The following is a 15,901-nucleotide window of genomic DNA, read 5'->3' as shown; positions in this document are numbered from 1 at the left end:
GGGCGCACCGGCGCCGCAGGCGCTGCCGGCGCTGCCGGTCGCACCGGCGCCGCCGGCTCCGCAGCGGAGCCGCCGACCGCGTCGCTCACACCGACCCGGCGCTCCAGCCGCTCGACGCGGGCGAGGGCGCCGCGCTCGCTCTCGTCGCTCGACGGCACGAGCACACGCGCGATCATGAGCTCCAGGTGGAGGCGGGGCGAGGTCGCACCGGTCATCTCGGTCAGGGCCGCATTCACGATGTCGGCGGAGCGGCTGAGCTCGGCCGCGCCGAACTTCATCGCCTGCACGCCCATACGATCGAGCTCGTCCTGCGGGACGCCGCGGAGCACGGCCGCTGCGCCCTCCACGCTCGTCGCCGCGACGACGATGAGGTCGCGCAGGCGCTCGAGCAGGTCTTCGACGAACCGGCGCGGATCCTGGCCGGTCTGGATGACGCGGTCGACCGCCGCGAAGGCTCCCGCCGCGTCCCGCGCCGAGATCGCGTCGATGACCTCGTCGAGCAGAGCCGCGTGCGTGTAGCCGAGCAGGGCCACCGCGCGCTCGTACTCGATGGCGCTGCCCTCGGAGCCGGCCATCAGCTGGTCGAGCAGCGACAGGGTGTCTCGCGGCGAGCCGCCGCCCGCGCGGACCACGAGCGGCAGCACGCCGGGGGCCACGGTCATGCCCTCGCTGTCGCACAGGCTCTGCACGTACTCCAGCATCTGCGCCGGCGGCACGAGCCGGAACGGATAGTGGTGGGTGCGCGACCGGATGGTGCCGATCACCTTCTCGGGCTCGGTCGTCGCGAAGATGAACTTCACGTGCTCCGGCGGCTCCTCCACGATCTTGAGCAGCGCGTTGAAGCCCTGCGGCGTCACCATGTGCGCCTCGTCGAGGATGAAGATCTTGTAGCGGTCGCGCGCCGGGGCGAAGATGGCCCGCTCGCGGATGTCGCGGGCGTCGTCGACGCCGTTGTGGCTCGCGGCGTCGATCTCGACGACGTCGAGCGACCCGCCGCCGTCGCGGCTCAGCTCGATGCAGCTGGAGCACTTTCCGCACGGGGTGTCGGTCGGCCCCTCTGCGCAGTTGAGGCAGCGGGCGAGGATGCGCGCCGACGTGGTCTTCCCGCAGCCGCGCGGACCGGAGAACAGGTAGGCGTGGTTGACCCGGTTGGTGCGGAGTGCCGTCATCAACGGCTCGGTCACCTGGGACTGGCCGATCATCTCGGCGAAGGTGTCGGGCCGGTAGCGGCGATACAGGGCGGTTACCACTCACACATGGTACTCACCGCCGCCGACATTCGGCTGGGCTCCGCCGTGCGTCACGGCCCCCGCACGTTCAGCGCCCGCCCGATGGCCGACCACAGAGCGACGCGGGCGTCCTCCGTCGCCTGCGCGGCGGGCGGCGGCGGGAGGTACAGCGGTGTGTACGGGGGCACGTAGAAGAGGTGCGTGGCCCGGGGTGCGCGCACGTAGGCGTCGCCGCCGTGGGGCGGGCGGACGCTCGCGGCGGCGTCCATCCAGCCGCACGCCGTCTCCAGCTGCTCGTCCTGTCCGGCGCAGCCGAGGACGACGGGACCGGGGATGCGGTTCAGCTCCAGCACCGCGGCCGGGCTCGGGTCGCGGTTGCCGCTCAGGCAGGGCACCCAGTCCCCTCCCACCGTGACCGCCGGACCCGGGACGGGCGACGGGCAGACCAGTCCGGTCGTCCCAGCCGGGGCGATGGCGCCGTACACCAGCTCGGGATGCGCGACCGCCGCCCACAGCGCAAGTTGCGCGCCGCGCGAGGTACCGAAGACGAAGATGCGCCGCGCGTCGACCCCGGGCTGCGAGCGGAGCCAGGCGAGCGCCGCGACCGCGCGCTCCCCCGGCAGCGTGCGGACCGGGTCGAGCCGGTCCTCCGACCCGTATGTCGACAGCAGGAGGACCGGATAGCCCATCGCGGACAGCGTAGAGGCGGCGAGCACACCGGTCGGGGTGCCGGGGTCGGTGTCGTCGAACACCAGCACCGCCGGACGCGGCGCGGGCGACGATGCGACCGGGCGGAAGTAGTCGCCCACGACGTCGCCCTCGGACACCGCCCGCGACGGCGCGGCCGAGATGAGCCCCACCCGGTGCAGCCGCCGCGCGGCCACGCGCCTGCCGTCGATCGTCGCGGCGAGGTCGACCGCCACGGTCGACCCGCCCCACTGCTCCGGCGACGTGGCCGAGGCGCCGCCGGCGCTGCTCAGCGACCAGAACAGGCCCATCCCGTCCGCACCGGTGAAGGGCGCCTCGACCGGCACGTCGTGGTCGAGGTCGACGATGCCCGACGAGGGCACCGAGTACTCGGCCCGCGAGGTCCACCTGCCGCCGGTCAGCGCGTTCGCCGTGATCGTGACCCGGCCGCCGGGAGGAAGGGAGACCAGGCGGAGGTGCACCGGCTCCCACACGCGGCTCGGCTCCTCGCTCACCTCGAAGTGCGGGCCGGCCGCTGCGGGCGCCGGACTGCAGCCGGCGAGCAGCGCGGCGACCAGGCCGAGCAGGGCGACGAGCGCCGCCGGGCGCCTCACGGCCGCATCGCCCCCGCCAGCCGCGCGAGCACCAGTTGCCAGAAGGCGACCCTGGCGTCCTCCGTCGCCTGCGCCGTCGCCGGCGGCAGGTCGCTCAGCCCGATCGGCAGCTCCGGAGGTGTGGAGATCTCGTGGCCCGCGCCCTCGGAGTAGAGGAACGCGTCCCCGTCCTTCTTCCCGCGCGCCTGCTCGCCCGCCCGGGTCCAGTCGCACGCGGTGGGCAGCAGCTGGTCGGCCGTGCCGCACGCCAGCACGACGGGACCGGGGATGCGCTGCAGCGGGAGGATGTCGGTGCCCGCGATCGTGCGCTCCGGGTTCGCGCAGGGCAGCGGGAGGTCGTGCTGGATCAGCAGCGGACTACCCGCCTCCGACGTGCACTGCAGCGCGGTCGCACCGCTCGCGGCGAACACGCCGTGCACGCGCTCGGGGTCGTGCGAGGCGAACCAGAGGGCGAGCGAGGACGACGGCCCGGTGCCGTAGACGAAGATGCGGCCCTCATCGACGATCGGCAGGGAGGAGAACCAGGTCAGCGCCGCATCGAAGGTCTCGACCGAGAGCGCCGCCGACCCGGCGATGCGTCCCTCCGGCACGAACGCGGGCAGCACGAACACCGGGAAGCCCGCCGCGGCGATCTGATGGGCCGCGAAGGCGCCGGAGCCTCCGTCGTCGTCCCCGTCGATCACGATCACGCCGGGCCGCAGGTCCACCGGCGTCGGGACGGACTCGACCAGCAGGCCGACCTTCTCGGGTGCGGCCAGGCCCGCGGCCTCCGGGTCTCCTGTCGCGATCAGGTCGCTGCCGAGCACGTCCCGGTCGCTGGTGCCCGCGGCGAGCGGCGCACGGTGCAGCACGGCGGTCGCCACGCTGAGGCCGGCCTGCTCCGCCCGGAAGCGCAGATCGAGCGCGCCGCGGACCCACTGCTGCTCCAGCTGCCGCTGGCTGAGCGACGGCCCGGTGAGGCTCCAGAGCAGCCCAGCGCCGTCCGGCCGCGGGTAGGGGCCGGAGATCGGCTCCTGCGACCACAGCTGCACGCGGCCGTCCGGCGGCACGGCGTACACCGCGCGCGACGACAGCCAGCCCGCGGCGGTGTGCGCCCGCACGGACACGACCACCGGCTCGCCCGGCTGCAGACCGGTCAGCCGCACGCCGAACGGTTGCGACATCCCGTCGCCGAACAGGCTGAACTGGATGCGCGCGCCGCCTCCGCCGCCCACCGCCGCGCAGCCCGACAGCACGGCCGCGACCGCGACGACGGCCACCAGCGCCCGGAGCAGCCGGCGCCTCATCCGAGCACCGCCCTGAGCACGGCGCGGCCCACCGCGTTCCAGAAGGCCACGCGCGCCCTCTCGGTCGGCTGGCCGCCCGCCGCGGGCAGGCCGATCGGCAGTCCGGGCGGGACCGAGACGGCGTGCGAGGAGCCGTCGGCGTAGATCGTCGCGTCGCCGGCGCGCGGACCGCGCGTCGCGGCGAGCGCACGCTGCCAGTCGCACGCGTTCTGCAGCACCTCATCGCTCTCGCCGCAGGCGATCACGACCGGGCCCTCGATGCCGTCGACGCTCGGGACGGCGTCGGGCACGACGGTCCCGGAGCGGGACAGGCAGCGCAGGCCGTCCGCGTCCTCGAACGCCGGCGCGACCTGGGCGGCCGGCAGGCACAGCAGGGCGGGCGTCCCGGAGGCGACGAACAGGCCGTAGACCTGCGACGGGAACCGCGTCGCGGCCCAGACCGCGAGCTGCTCGGCGACGCCCGTGCCGTAGACGAACACCTTGTCGTGCTGGATGTCGGGCCGGCGCTGCAGCCAGTCGAACACGGCCGAGACGGTGCTCGCGGAGATGATGCCGGTCGAGTGGACGCCGTCGGCCGACGCCGCGACCGGCACGCTCAGCACGGAGGCTCCGAGCTGGGCGATCAGCGGAGCGGTGAACTCGGACGACGCCCCCTCCGACGGGTCGTCGAACATGAGCACGGCCGGCGTCTGCGGCCGCTCCAGCGACGCCGCGCTGTAATAGGTGCCGAGCGGCACGTCCTCATGCGTCTGGCGCGGCAGCCGCGGATCGATCGCCGCCCGCAGGTCGCGCGTGTACAGGGTACGGACCGAGATCCCGGCGGCGAGCCCGACCAGGTCGAACCGCCGGGAGGCCACGACGCGGCCGTCCCCGGAGGCGGTGAGGGTCACGGCGGTCGAGTCGCGCATCCACTGCCGGGCGGCCGCCTCGACGCCGAGCTTCGGGCCCCGCAGCGACCAGAACAGCCCGGCGGAGTCGGCGTCGGCGAAGGGAGCGAGCTGCGGCCGGGCCCTTGCGAGGTCGAGGACTCCGGAGGCGGGCACCGTGTAGGTCGCCCCCGACGTCCAGGTGCCGCGGTCGGTCGCGAGGCGTGCCGTCACCCGGAGGCGCGCGCCGGGCTCTGCGCCGACCAGCTGGAGAGGCACGGGCCAGAGCACCGCGCTGTACCGCACGAGCGGCGGCGTGACGAAGCGGGGACCGGCGGCGCCGGCGTCGGACGGGCCGCAGGCGGCCAGGGCGCACACGGCGAGCGCGCCGGCCGCGACCACCGCCGCGAGGCGCACCAGGCGCGCCAGGAGCGGCCGCCGAGGGCTCCTGCGCCCTCCGTCCCCGCCGCGCCGTCGCCGCATGGTCGTTCTCCGATCAGCTCCCGGTGGACTCCCGCACGGCCTGCAGGGACTGCCGGGCGATCTCGCGCTCCTCGTTCGTCGGCACGACCAGCACGGTGACCGGCGACCCGTCGGCCGAGATGACCCGCGCGTCGTGCGACGGGTCCGCGTTGCGCTCGGGGTCGAGCCGGATGCCGAGCACCTCCAGCCCGGTCAGCACCTCCGCGCGCAGGGCGGCGTCGTTCTCTCCGACGCCGGCCGTGAAGGTGAGGACGTCGAGGCCGCCGAGCAACGCGGTGTACGCGCCGATGTAGTGCTTGAGACGGTGGACGGCGACATCCAGCGCCAGCCGCGCCTCCTCGTCGCCGCCGCCTGCCGCCTGACGCACGTCGCGCATGTCGCCGCGGCCGGAGAGCCCGAGAAGGCCGCTGCGCCGGTTGAGGAGCTCGTCGAGCTCGTCGGTCGAGAGGTGCGCCCGCCGTGCGAGGTGGAGGAGCACCGCCGGGTCGAGGTCGCCGGACCGGGTGCCCATCACGAGGCCCTCGAGCGGGGTCATCCCCATCGAGGTGTCGACCGATCGTCCGCCGTCGATCGCTGCGGCCGAGGCGCCGTTGCCGAGGTGCAGCACGATCTGCCGCAGCTCGCCGAGGGGGCGGCCGACGAACTCCGCGGCCGTCTCGGAGACGTACTTGTGCGAGGTCCCGTGGAACCCGTAGCGGCGCACCCTATGGCGCTCCGCGAGGCCGGCGTCGATCGCGTAGGTGTACGCGGCGGGCGGGAGGGTCTGGTGGAACGCGGTGTCGAACACCGCCACGTGCGGCACGTCCGGGAACGCCTTCTTCGCGGCCCGGATGCCCTGCAGGTTCGCCGGGTTGTGCAGCGGCGCGAGGTCGGAGAGATCCTCGATGTTGATCTCGACGAGCGGGGTGACGATCGTCGGCTCGAAGAAGCGCTTGCCGCCGTGCACCACCCGGTGGCCGACCGCGTCGAGCGGGTTGTCCGCGAGGCTCGGCCCCTCCGCCTCGAAGGCGTCGAGCATGGCCCGGAAGCCGGCGGTGTGGTCCGGGATGGCGAGCGTGCGCTCCGTGCTCCCGTTCGGCCCGCGGTGGGTCGTGTGCCCGCTAGGCTCGCCGATCCGCTCGACCAGCCCGGAGGCCAGGGACTCCTCCGTCTCGCTGTCGATCAGCTGGTACTTGAACGACGACGATCCGCTGTTGACGACGAGGACGGCGCTCACGAGAGGGCCGCCTGGATCGCCGTGATGGCCACCGTGTTGACGATGTCGTCGACCGTCGCACCCCGGGAGAGGTCGTTGATCGGCTTGCGCAGACCCTGCAGCACCGGTCCGATCGCGACCGCGCCGGCGCTGCGCTGCACCGCTTTGTAGGTGTTGTTGCCGGTGTTCAGGTCCGGGAAGATGAACACCGTCGCGCGACCTGCCACCTCCGACCCGGGCATCTTCGCGGCTCCGACCGCCGCATCCGCCGCCGCGTCGTACTGGATGGGACCGGCCACCGCCAGCTCGGGCGCGCGCTCGCGCACGAGGGCGGTCGCCGTCCGCACCTTCTCCACGTCGGCGCCCGCGCCGGAGTCGCCGGTCGAGTACGACAGCATGGCGACGCGCGGCTCGATGCCGAACTGCGCGGCCGTCGTCGCCGACGAGATCGCGATGTCGGCGAGCTGCTCCGCCGTCGGGTCCGGGATGACGGCGCAGTCGCCGTAGACCAGCACGCGGTCGGCGAGCGCCATCAGGAACACGCTGGAGACGACGGACACACCCGGAGTCGTCTTGATGATCTCGAACGCCGGGCGGATGGTGTGCGCCGTCGTATGGGCGGCGCCCGACACCATCCCGTCGGCGAGGCCGAGGTGCACCATCATCGTGCCGAAGTACGAGGCGTCGGTGACCGTGTCGGCCGCCTGGTCGACGGTGATGCCCTTGTGGGCGCGGAGCCGGGCGTACTCCTCCGCGAAGCGCACCCGCAGCACGTCGTCGAAGGGGCTGAGCACCTCGGCGCCGGTCAGGTCGAGGCCCAGCTCGATCGCGCGCGAGCGCACCTCGAACGGCTCGCCGAGGATCGTCAGCCGCGCGACGCCGCGCGCCAGCAGGGTGTGGGCGGCACGCAGGATGCGGTCGTCCTCGCCCTCCGGCAGCACGATGTGCTTCTTCGCGGCGCGGGCCCGCTCGATCAGGTCGTACTCGAACATCAGCGGCGTGACGACCTCGTGCCGCGAGACGTTGAGGCGCGCGAGCAGGGCGTCCGCATCCACGTGCCGTTCGAACAGCGCGAGGGCGGTGTCGTACTTGCGCTGCGAGTCGGCCGCGAGCCGTCCGCGGGCGTGCGTGATGCGGACCACCGTCTCGTACGTGTCGAGACCCGTCCGCACGATCGGCAGCGGCGACCGCAGCCCGGCGAGCAGCCGTTCGATCGGCTCCGGCAGCTCGAAGCCGCCGTTGAGAACGATGCCCGCGATCGACGGGAAGGTGCCGGAGGCGTTCGCCATGAGCACCGCGAGCAGCACCTCGGTGCGGTCGCCGGGGACGACGACGACGGCACCCTCGACCAGCCGCGGCAGCACGTTGTTCATCGACATGCCGGCGACGACGACGCCGAGCGCTTCGCGCGTGAGCAGCGCCTCCTCGCCCGAGATCAGCGTGGCGCCGGTCTCCTCCAGGATCGACCGGATGCTCGGTGCGACCAGGAACGGGTCCTCCGGGATGGCCCACACCGGCGGGCGGTCGGAGGTGCCGGCGGCGGCCGCTGCGGCGCCGACCACGGAGGCCACCGCGGCGACGATCGGCTCCAGCTTCTCGGCGTCGGCCCGGTTCGCGATCACCGCGAGCAGGCTCGCGTGCTCGGTGCGCAGCTCGGCGATGGCGATCTCCGCCAGCTGCCGGAGCTCCTCCGGCGAGCGCGGGTCGGCCTGGCCGAGGCGTTCGCCGAGCCCCTGCCCGACACGTCCCCCGAGCACCAGCAGCACGGGAGCGCCGAGGTTGGCCGCGATGCGCGCGTTGTAGCCGAGCTCGGTCGGGCTGCCGACGTCGGTGTAGTCGGAGCCGAGGATCACGACCGTGTCGCAGCGCGCCTCCACGGCCCGGAAGCGTCGCACGATCTCACCGAGCGCCGCGTCCGCGTCGGCATGGACGTCCTCGTAGCCGACGCCGACCGCCTCCTCGTACGGGATGCCTGCGGTGGTGCGCTGCAGCAGCAGCTCGAGCACGTAGTCCCGCTCTGCGGTCGTGCGCGCGATCGGGCGGAAGACGCCGACCCGGCCGACCGAGTGACGCAACGCCTCGAGCACGCCGAGCGCGACGGTCGACTTGCCCGTGTGCCCCTCGGCGGAGGTGATGTAGATGGACCGCGCCACGTCAGCCGACCCGCTCGATCGCGGGGATGGCGTACGTGCCGTCGAGCACCTCCGCGCCCGGCTGGTACAGACGCAGGATGGGGCGGAACCGCCCGGTGGGCGCCGGCAGCCAGTTGGCCGCCGCTTTCTCGTCGGCCGGTCGGGTGGCGCTCATCGTGATGGTCAGTCCTCCGTCGTCGTCGTATTCGAGCCCGCGCGTCCTGTCGCCGATCGAGTAGCGTCCGATCGGGTTGGCGACGAGGTAGTAGCGCGGGAGGTCGTACATGGTCAGCGACCAGAACGCGCCGACAGGCGGCGTCGGGCTCAGTCGCAGCCGGTAGGTGCGGTCGCCGCTGAGCGGCTCGCCCGCGGCGTCCTCGTAGGTCATGATGTAGGCCGCCTCGTAGGCGTGGTTGCCCCAGAGGCCGCCGAGCGCGGCGCCGGCCCGGTGGGCGTAGCGGGTGCGGGGGTCGGTCAGCTTCCACTCCGGAGAGTCGATGGCGCCGATCTCGAAGAAGTCGAGGTTGTAGTCGAAAACGTGCAGGTCGGTCTGCCAGTGGTCCACGACGGTGCCCGCGGTGCGCAGCGCCGACTCCAGCGCTTCCTTGCCGAGGGCGTAGCCGTCGGTCAGGGCCGCTCGCACGGACTCCGGCTGCTCGGCGAGCGGATACGGGCTGAGCAGTCCGAGCGGCGCGTACGACTCCAACGCCGGCCGGTCGCGCTCGGCGGGCGGGAACGCCTGCGACCAGACGCGCAGCTTCTCGAAGAAGTCGAGCGCCTCTCCCCGCCCGGAAGGTGCGGCGGGAACGCCCTCCGGCGGCACGAGCGTCTGATGCAGCGGGGTCAGCGTCAGGGCGTCCTGGAGGGCGTGCACCGCAGGGAGGTCGTCCTCTCCGTCCACGGCCCAGCGGCCGACGATGGTGCCGACGCGGGTCGGGAAGCGGATCGCCCGAACACCGGACGCCGTCTCGTCTGGCTGGTCGGCGTCGGGCGGGAGCAGCAGGAACTCGCCGCCCGCGCCTCCGGTCGCGCGCGTTCCGACATAGGCGAAGTTGTCCGTCCACGCATCCACGAACTGGAGGACGTGATAGCGGTCACCGGCCGCCGGCACCGAGAGCCGGATCGGGCCGACGCCGAGGTCGATCTGGGCGATCGAGTAGACCGTGTCGTTATTGATCGAGACGAAGGTGTCGTCCGGACCGGCGAGCTCACGCGCGTGCCCGAACACGTTGAACGGGGTGGGCGGGACGCTGCCGATGCCCTCCTCGACGAACCGGACCACCTGCTCCAGGTCGAACACGAGAGGGAAGCCCACCACGTAGGCCTCGGTCGCGAGCTCGGTCAGCTCTTCGGTCACTGCGCACCCCGTCCGTCCAACTCGACAGCTATTCTACAAGCTGTAGAAGCCCGGTGCTCCTGGCCACAGGATACGCGGAGCGGGTGACGCTCGGCTGGACGAAAAAAGACCCCCCACGCACCCGCCAGAGCCCGGTTACCCTTGCTGCGTTTCCGCCCTGGGGGAGTTGGCCTGGATGGCGCCACGTGGGGAGCCGGGAACCAGTGTAGCGGGTGCGGCTGGGAGGCGTGTGCGTCGGGGCCTCCGCTGATCGAGTAAGATACTGTGAGCCGCCGGCCGCGAGAGCGGAAGGCAGCGCCAGGAGAATTCGCCTAGTGGCCTATGGCGCACGCTTGGAAAGCGTGTTGGGTGCAAGCCCTCGGGGGTTCGAATCCCCCATTCTCCGCCATTTTCACCCGCGAGTAGCGCCGCCGAGGTGAGCAGTCGAACGTTCGAATCCCCTGCTGGGCCGCCTTCCGTCGGAGATTCGCACCGGATGCGGCCGGATCTCCGACGGCGTCTCTCAGACGGCGAGGGCGTCCACGCCTTCCGGGACAGGCTGGCTGGGGTGGGGGGCGTCCTGAAGGCGCTGCTGCTCCTGCCACATGCGGCGCTTCAGGTCCTCGCGGATGTCGGCGTAACCGGGGTCGTCGTAGACGTTCCGCAGCTCGTGCGGGTCGGTGTGGAGGTCGTAGAGTTCCCACTCCGGCGGGTAGGTGAACGGGCCCGTGCCGGGCAGTCCGAGACCGTCGTTGTAGTAGTAGATCAGCTTGTAGCGGTCGCTGCGGTAGCCGTAGTGGGCCGGCGCCTTGTGGAAGGTGTCGTCGTGCTCCCAGTAGCGGTAGTACATCCCCTCGGCCGGAGGGGTGCTGGGCGACCCCGTCAGGTCCCCCCAGAAGCTCCTCCCCTGCATCCGCGGATGGGCGGCGACGCCGGCCGCATCCAGGATGGTCTGCGCCCAGTCGACGTTGGTCACGATGCCGTCGTGAACCTGCTCGGCCGGCACCCGGGCGGGGTAGCTCAGCAGGAACGGCATGCGCAGCGACTCCTCGTACATGAGCCGTTTGTCGAACCAGCCGTGGTCGCCGAGGAAGAACCCCTGATCGGAGGCATACATCAGCATGGTGTCGTCCAGGTCGCCGCGCTCATCCAGCCAGTCGATGACCCGGCCGACGTTCTCGTCGACGCTGTCGACGCAGGCGAGGTAGTCCTCCATGAAGCGCTGGTACTTCCAGATCGCGGCCTCCTCGTAGGTGAGCCCCGCGGGTGGGTCCGTCTTCAGGTCCTCGCGGTTCAGGTTCTCGGCGAGACGGATGGCCGCGCGGCGGGCGGACGACGACCGCGTGGCGTAGTCGTCGTCGAAGGTCTCCGGGAGCGGGATCGGCTCGGTGTAGCGGCGCGCGTGCTCCGGCTTCGGGTGCCACGGCCGATGGGGCGCTTTGTGGTATATCAGCACGCACCACGGGTCGTCGCCCTCGAGCCCCTCGACCCAGTTCAGGGCGAGGTCGGTGATGATGTCGGTGGCATAGCCCTCTTCGACGCGCTCTCCCTGCTTCGAGAGGAAGAGCGGGTTCCAGTACTCGCCCTGGCCGTCCGATCCGCTGAGCACATCCCAGTAGTCGAACGACTCGGGGTCGTGGCCGGCGCCGTGGCCCATGTGCCACTTCCCGATCATGGCGGTGCGATAGCCCGCAGCCTTGAGCTGCGAGACGAAGGTCGGCTGGGACGCGTCGATCGGGGTGACCAGCGTGGTGACACCGTTGACGTGACTGTACGTGCCGGTGAGGATGCTCGCGCGGCTCGGGGAGCACAGGGCGTTCGTGGCGAAGCAGTTCTCGAACAGGACGCCCCGCGCGGCGATCTCATCGATCCTCGGCGTCGTATTGACGGCGGACCCGTAGGCGCCGATCGAGTGCGACGCGTGGTCGTCGGTCAGGATCATGACGATGTTGGGCCGTCGTGCTCCGGTCATCTGCGTGTTCTCTTTCTGTGTCACGGTTATCACCTCACGATCCGCGGAAGGACGCCGACCGAATCGGCCCACTCCTCCCAGCGCGACCGGAGTTCTTGGACGAGGTCCGGGAAGTCGCCCGCCTGGTCGTGGAGCTCTGTCCGATCCGCGTGGATGTCGTACAGCTCCCAGGGCAGGCCCGCTTCACGGACGAGCTTCCAGCGTCCGCGGCGCACGGCGGCGTTGCCGATGTGCTCCCAGAAGAGGGCGTGCTCGCCGGACGCCGACTCCGATCGCGCTGCCGGGAGCATGCTGACCCCCGGGCCGTCGGCCGGGGCCAACCCGCAGGCCTCGAGCACGGTCGGCGTGATGTCCGTCAGCTGGAACGGGTCCGGCACGATCCGCGGCTCCGTCAGCCCTTCCGGCCAGCGGACGAGCAGCGGCGTCGAGATCCCGCCCTCGTGCACCCACCGCTTGTAGAGCCGGAACGGGGCGTTGCTGAGGTTCGCCCAGGCGCGTCCGTAGCTGGAGAAGGTGTCGTCGGCTCCCGGACGGATCGACGGCTCGTTGCCGATGCGCAGAGGCACACCGGCCGGGGTGTGGGTGGGCTGGCGCTCCCGGAAGTGGGTGGCGTCCTCCGGGGGCATCTGCTCGGCGCATGCACCGTTGTCGGAGAGGAACAGGACGACCGTGTTGTCCGACTCGCCTGCCGCCTCGAGAGCGTCGAGCACGCGGCCGACGCCACGGTCCATCGCGGCCACCTGGGCCGCGTAGACGGCCATGCGCCGGGCCTCCCATTCAGGATCGGCCACTTCTGCGAACGGGGGCTGGGACGGGTCGCGCTCGGAGAGCTCCGACCCCTTCGGCAGGATGCCCTCCTCCACCAGGCGGGCCAGCCGCCGGGGTCGCAGCGCGTCCCAGCCCTCGTCGAAGGTGTGCTCGTAGGCGTGGATGTCCGCCTCCGGGGCATGCAGCGGCCAGTGCGGGGCCGTGTAGGCGAGGTAGAGGAAGAACGGCGAGCCTCCGGCGTGACCGGTCACGAACTCGGCCGCGTGATCGGAGATGGCGTCCGTGAAGTAGTAGCCGGGCTCGGTCGGCACCGGCTGCCGCTCCTCGTTGTGCCAGAGCGCGCGCGGGTGGAAGTAGTCGTCGGCCCCTGGCATGATCCCGTAGAACTCGTCGAACCCGCGCCGGGTCGGCCAGGACTCGTCGGGCTCCCTGACGTTGCTGGACAGGTGCCACTTGCCGGAGAGGCAGGTCGCATATCCGGCGTCTCCCAGTCGCTCGGCGAGCGTGGGGAAGCGGGGGTCCAGCGACCCGGGATAGCCGTGCGGCCGTTCGTCGTCGGTCAGAACGCCGATGCCGACCTCGTGCGGATGCCGCCCGGTCAGCAGACTGGCGCGCGAGGGGCTGCAGCGCGCGGTGTTGTAGAACTGCGTGAAGCGGATCCCCTCGCGTCCGATCCGGTCGATGTTGGGGGTCGCGATCTCGCCGCCGAAACAGCCGAGGTCGGAGTACCCCATGTCGTCCGCGAGGATCACGATCACATTCGGCCGCTGCTCCTGCGCATTCCGTCCCCGGGTCATGCGAAGGCCTTTCCGAGGTCAGGCGTCGCGCTCAGCAACGTCTTGGTGTACGCGTGCTGGGGCCGGTCGAAGATCTCCTCGGTCGTCCCCTGCTCCACGATCCGGCCCTTGTACATCACGGCGACGCGGTGGCTGATCTCGCGGACGACCGCGAGGTCGTGCGAGATGAAGAGGTAGGCGACCCCGAAGTCCTCCTGGAGCTGGGTGAGAAGCTCCAGGATCTCCGCCTGGATCGAGACGTCGAGGGCGGAGACCGGCTCGTCGAGGATGATCAGCCGCGGGTCCGTCGCCAGTGCCCGGGCGATGCCGATGCGCTGACGCTGTCCGCCGGAGAACGCGTACGGGTAGCGGTCGAGGTACTCCGGCCCGAGCCGGACGCGGGAGAGGAGCTCCAGGCTGCGGGCGCGCGTCTCCCGCTTGGGGACGCCTGCCACCGACAGCGCCTCCTCCAGCGACTGCCCGGCCGTCCGGCGCGGGTTCAGCGACGAGTACGGGTCCTGGAAGACGTACTGGACCATCCGGGTTAGTCGCCGGGGCCTGCCGCTGGCCGGTCCGGACACCCGCTCGCCGTCCAGCAGGATCTCGCCGGCAGCCGGGTCGTTGATGCCGACGATGGTGCGCGAGAGCGTCGACTTGCCGCAGCCGGACTCGCCGACCAGCGCGAGCGTCTCGCCGGGCTCCACGCGGAGCGAGACGCCGTCGACTGCGAAGAACGGCACGGGACGGGCGATCAGCCCGCGGCGCCGGGTGTTGACGTCCGTCTTCAGATCGCGGACCTCGAGCACGGGCCGCGCACGGTCGTCCGGGGCGTCGTCCCGCAGCGCGGAGTCCATCTTGGGGATCGCGTCCATCAGCGCGATCGTGTACGGATGCTGCGGCCGGGCGAGGATCGACCGGACGTCGCCGCGCTCCACGATCTCGCCGTGCCGCATCACGATGACGTCGTCGCACAGCTCTGCGACCACCGCCATGTCATGGGTGATGAAGAGCACGGCGATGCCCAACTGCTCCTGGAGGTCCTTCAGGAGCGCGAGGATCTGCGCCTGGATGGTGACGTCCAGCGCGGTCGTCGGCTCGTCGGCGATCAGGAGCTTGGGCCGGTTTGCGAGCGCGATCGCGATGACGACACGCTGCCGCATGCCGCCGGAGAACTCGTGCGGGTACAGCTCGATCGTGCGGTCGACGTCCGGGATGCCGACCTGATGGAACAGCTCCCTGGCGCGTTCGCGGGCCTCGGCCTTGCCCACGCCGTGGGTCTCGAGCGCCTCGGCCACCTGCTCTCCCACCCGCATGGACGGGTTGAGCGCCGCCTGCGGGTCCTGGAACACCATCGCGATGTCCCGACCGCGTACCGAGCGCATCTCCCGCTCGGGCAGGGCGAGGATGTCGCGGCCGTCGAACTCGACGCTGCCGTTCACGACCCTGCCGGGTTCGCGCAGCATGCGCATCACCGCGCGGGAGGTCACCGACTTCCCCGAGCCGGACTCCCCGACGATGCCGAGGATCCGGCCGGGCTGGACCTGGAACGAGACGTTCTTGACGGCGTCGACCGTGCCGGTGGGGAGGTCGAACGCGACGGCGAGTTCGCGGACGTCGAGCAGCGGCGCGGGGGTCGAACTCGACGGCGCGCTGCGGTCGGGGGCTGTGGCGGTCACTTGCGGTTCACCGTTTCGTTGAGCGCGTCGGTCAGCAGGGTGAACGCGAACGCGATGAGCAGGAGGATGATGATCGGCCCGAGGATGTAGGTCGGCGACTGGTTGATGTAGCGCATCCCGGTGTCCAGCAGCGCGCCGAGCGACGGCTCCGGGGGCTGGATGCCGAGGCCCACGATGCTGAGGGCGGCCTCCAGGAACACCGCGTGGACCAGGAACACCACGCCCTGCACGATGACCGGGTCGACGGTGTTCGGCACGATGTGCCTGCCCATGATGCGCCAGCGGCCGATGCCGAGGGTGCTGGCCGCCGTCACGTACTCGCGCTGCTGCTGGGCCAGCATCGTCTGACGGGCGAGCCGGCCGAACTGCGGAAGTCCGATGATGATGATCGACACGAGGAGCCCGGCGAACCCGGACCCGAGGACGAGGACCACCGAGATTCCGAGAATCAGGCTCGGGAAGCCCAGGATGATGTCCAGCACCCGCTGCGTGGCGGTCCCCAGCCACTTCCAGACGAAGCCCAGCAAGCCGATGAAGGTGCCGAGCGCCATGGTGATCGGCACGGCGATGTACACCAGGGCGAGGTCGGTGCGGAGACCGTAGATGCTCCGGACGAAGATGTCCCGGCCCAGTTCGTCGGTTCCGAACGGGTGCTGGAGCGACATTCCCTGGAGGGTCTGGTCGCTCTGGGCGTCGTAGCCTCCGGGGAACAGCACGGGTGCGAGGAAGGCGAGGAGCGTCATGGCGACGATCAGGACGAGGGCGATGATCCCCCGGGCGGTCTTGAACGCACTCAGGTAGCGGCGGGCGGTCGGGCCGAGTCGTCGCGCCCGCTCCGGGCGGCCGACGGCGGCGGCCGGTGTGGTGGTTGCGGTGCTCAT

At 71.8% G+C, this 15,901-nt stretch carries 11 protein-coding genes, 1 tRNA gene and 1 other RNA gene; 1 reads left to right on the top strand and 12 read right to left on the bottom strand.

Annotated features, from left to right (window positions below):
* From P5G59_RS20300 to ffs, 8 genes are all read right to left on the bottom strand, one after another.
* Positions 1-1,250: DNA polymerase III subunit gamma and tau (locus P5G59_RS20300; protein WP_301220841.1), on the bottom strand; the 1,250-nt coding region annotated here is incomplete at its 3' end.
* Positions 1,251-1,300: 50 nt separating this feature from the next.
* Entirely contained in the window at positions 1,301-2,530 is a 1,230-nt protein-coding gene (locus tag P5G59_RS20295) for an acyl-CoA thioesterase/BAAT N-terminal domain-containing protein (protein ID WP_301220840.1), read from the bottom strand.
* Complete coding sequence (locus P5G59_RS20290) at positions 2,527-3,816, bottom strand: acyl-CoA thioesterase/bile acid-CoA:amino acid N-acyltransferase family protein (RefSeq protein WP_301220839.1); 1,290 nt, start codon at positions 3,814-3,816, stop codon at positions 2,527-2,529. The genes P5G59_RS20295 and P5G59_RS20290 overlap by 4 nt, the downstream gene beginning before the upstream one ends.
* Positions 3,813-5,165 carry an acyl-CoA thioesterase/BAAT N-terminal domain-containing protein gene (locus P5G59_RS20285; RefSeq protein ID WP_301220838.1) on the bottom strand — a complete coding sequence of 451 codons (1,353 nt, stop codon included), beginning with the start codon at positions 5,163-5,165 and terminating at the stop codon, positions 3,813-3,815. Before P5G59_RS20285 ends, P5G59_RS20290 begins: the two co-directional genes overlap by 4 nt.
* Positions 5,166-5,178: 13 nt before the next feature.
* On the bottom strand, positions 5,179-6,381 hold the full coding sequence (locus P5G59_RS20280; RefSeq protein ID WP_301220837.1) for an acetate/propionate family kinase: 1,203 nt from the start codon (positions 6,379-6,381) through the stop codon (positions 5,179-5,181).
* Positions 6,378-8,513, bottom strand: a complete 2,136-nt coding sequence (gene pta / locus P5G59_RS20275) for a phosphate acetyltransferase (RefSeq protein WP_301220836.1) — start codon at positions 8,511-8,513, stop codon at positions 6,378-6,380. Before pta ends, P5G59_RS20280 begins: the two co-directional genes overlap by 4 nt.
* A 1-nt stretch (position 8,514) precedes the next feature.
* Positions 8,515-9,849 carry a DUF1254 domain-containing protein gene (locus P5G59_RS20270; RefSeq protein ID WP_301220835.1) on the bottom strand — a complete coding sequence of 445 codons (1,335 nt, stop codon included), beginning with the start codon at positions 9,847-9,849 and terminating at the stop codon, positions 8,515-8,517.
* A 101-nt stretch (positions 9,850-9,950) separates the two neighbouring features.
* An RNA gene (gene ffs / locus P5G59_RS20265) (signal recognition particle sRNA small type) lies at positions 9,951-10,047 on the bottom strand.
* 102 nt (positions 10,048-10,149) lie between these two features.
* Between ffs and P5G59_RS20260 the strand changes: the two genes are divergently transcribed.
* Positions 10,150-10,237 (top strand) — tRNA-Ser (locus P5G59_RS20260).
* Positions 10,238-10,351: 114 nt separating this feature from the next.
* Here the strand turns inward: P5G59_RS20260 and P5G59_RS20255 are convergent.
* From P5G59_RS20255 to P5G59_RS20240, 4 genes are read right to left on the bottom strand one after another with little or no spacing between them, the layout of a single operon-like run.
* Positions 10,352-11,824, bottom strand: a complete 1,473-nt coding sequence (locus P5G59_RS20255) for a sulfatase family protein (protein WP_301220834.1) — start codon at positions 11,822-11,824, stop codon at positions 10,352-10,354.
* 5 nt (positions 11,825-11,829) lie between these two features.
* A complete protein-coding gene (locus P5G59_RS20250; protein WP_301220833.1) occupies positions 11,830-13,365 on the bottom strand; it encodes an arylsulfatase in 1,536 nt (511 codons plus the stop codon).
* The gene (locus P5G59_RS20245; RefSeq protein ID WP_301220832.1) at positions 13,362-15,020 is read right to left on the bottom strand and encodes an ABC transporter ATP-binding protein; all 1,659 of its coding nucleotides are present in this window, start codon (positions 15,018-15,020) and stop codon (positions 13,362-13,364) included. The genes P5G59_RS20250 and P5G59_RS20245 overlap by 4 nt, the downstream gene beginning before the upstream one ends.
* Complete coding sequence (locus tag P5G59_RS20240) at positions 15,017-15,901, bottom strand: ABC transporter permease (protein WP_301220831.1); 885 nt, start codon at positions 15,899-15,901, stop codon at positions 15,017-15,019. Before P5G59_RS20240 ends, P5G59_RS20245 begins: the two co-directional genes overlap by 4 nt.

It is taken from the genome of Leifsonia virtsii, from assembly GCF_030433675.1.
GTDB classification, from domain to species: domain Bacteria; phylum Actinomycetota; class Actinomycetes; order Actinomycetales; family Microbacteriaceae; genus Leifsonia; species Leifsonia virtsii.
This window is presented reverse-complemented; position numbering and strand designations above follow the sequence as displayed.

Excerpts from the sequence above, each read along its gene's own strand:
- P5G59_RS20290 (WP_301220839.1), bottom strand. The coding sequence starts at position 3,816 with ATGAGGCGCCGGCTGCTCCGGGCGCTGGTGGCCGTCGTCGCGGTCGCG.
- P5G59_RS20285 (WP_301220838.1), bottom strand. The coding sequence starts at position 5,165 with ATGCGGCGACGGCGCGGCGGGGACGGAGGGCGCAGGAGCCCTCGGCGG.
- P5G59_RS20250 (WP_301220833.1), bottom strand. The coding sequence starts at position 13,365 with ATGACCCGGGGACGGAATGCGCAGGAGCAGCGGCCGAATGTGATCGTG.
- P5G59_RS20240 (WP_301220831.1), bottom strand. The coding sequence starts at position 15,901 with ATGAGCACCGCAACCACCACACCGGCCGCCGCCGTCGGCCGCCCGGAG.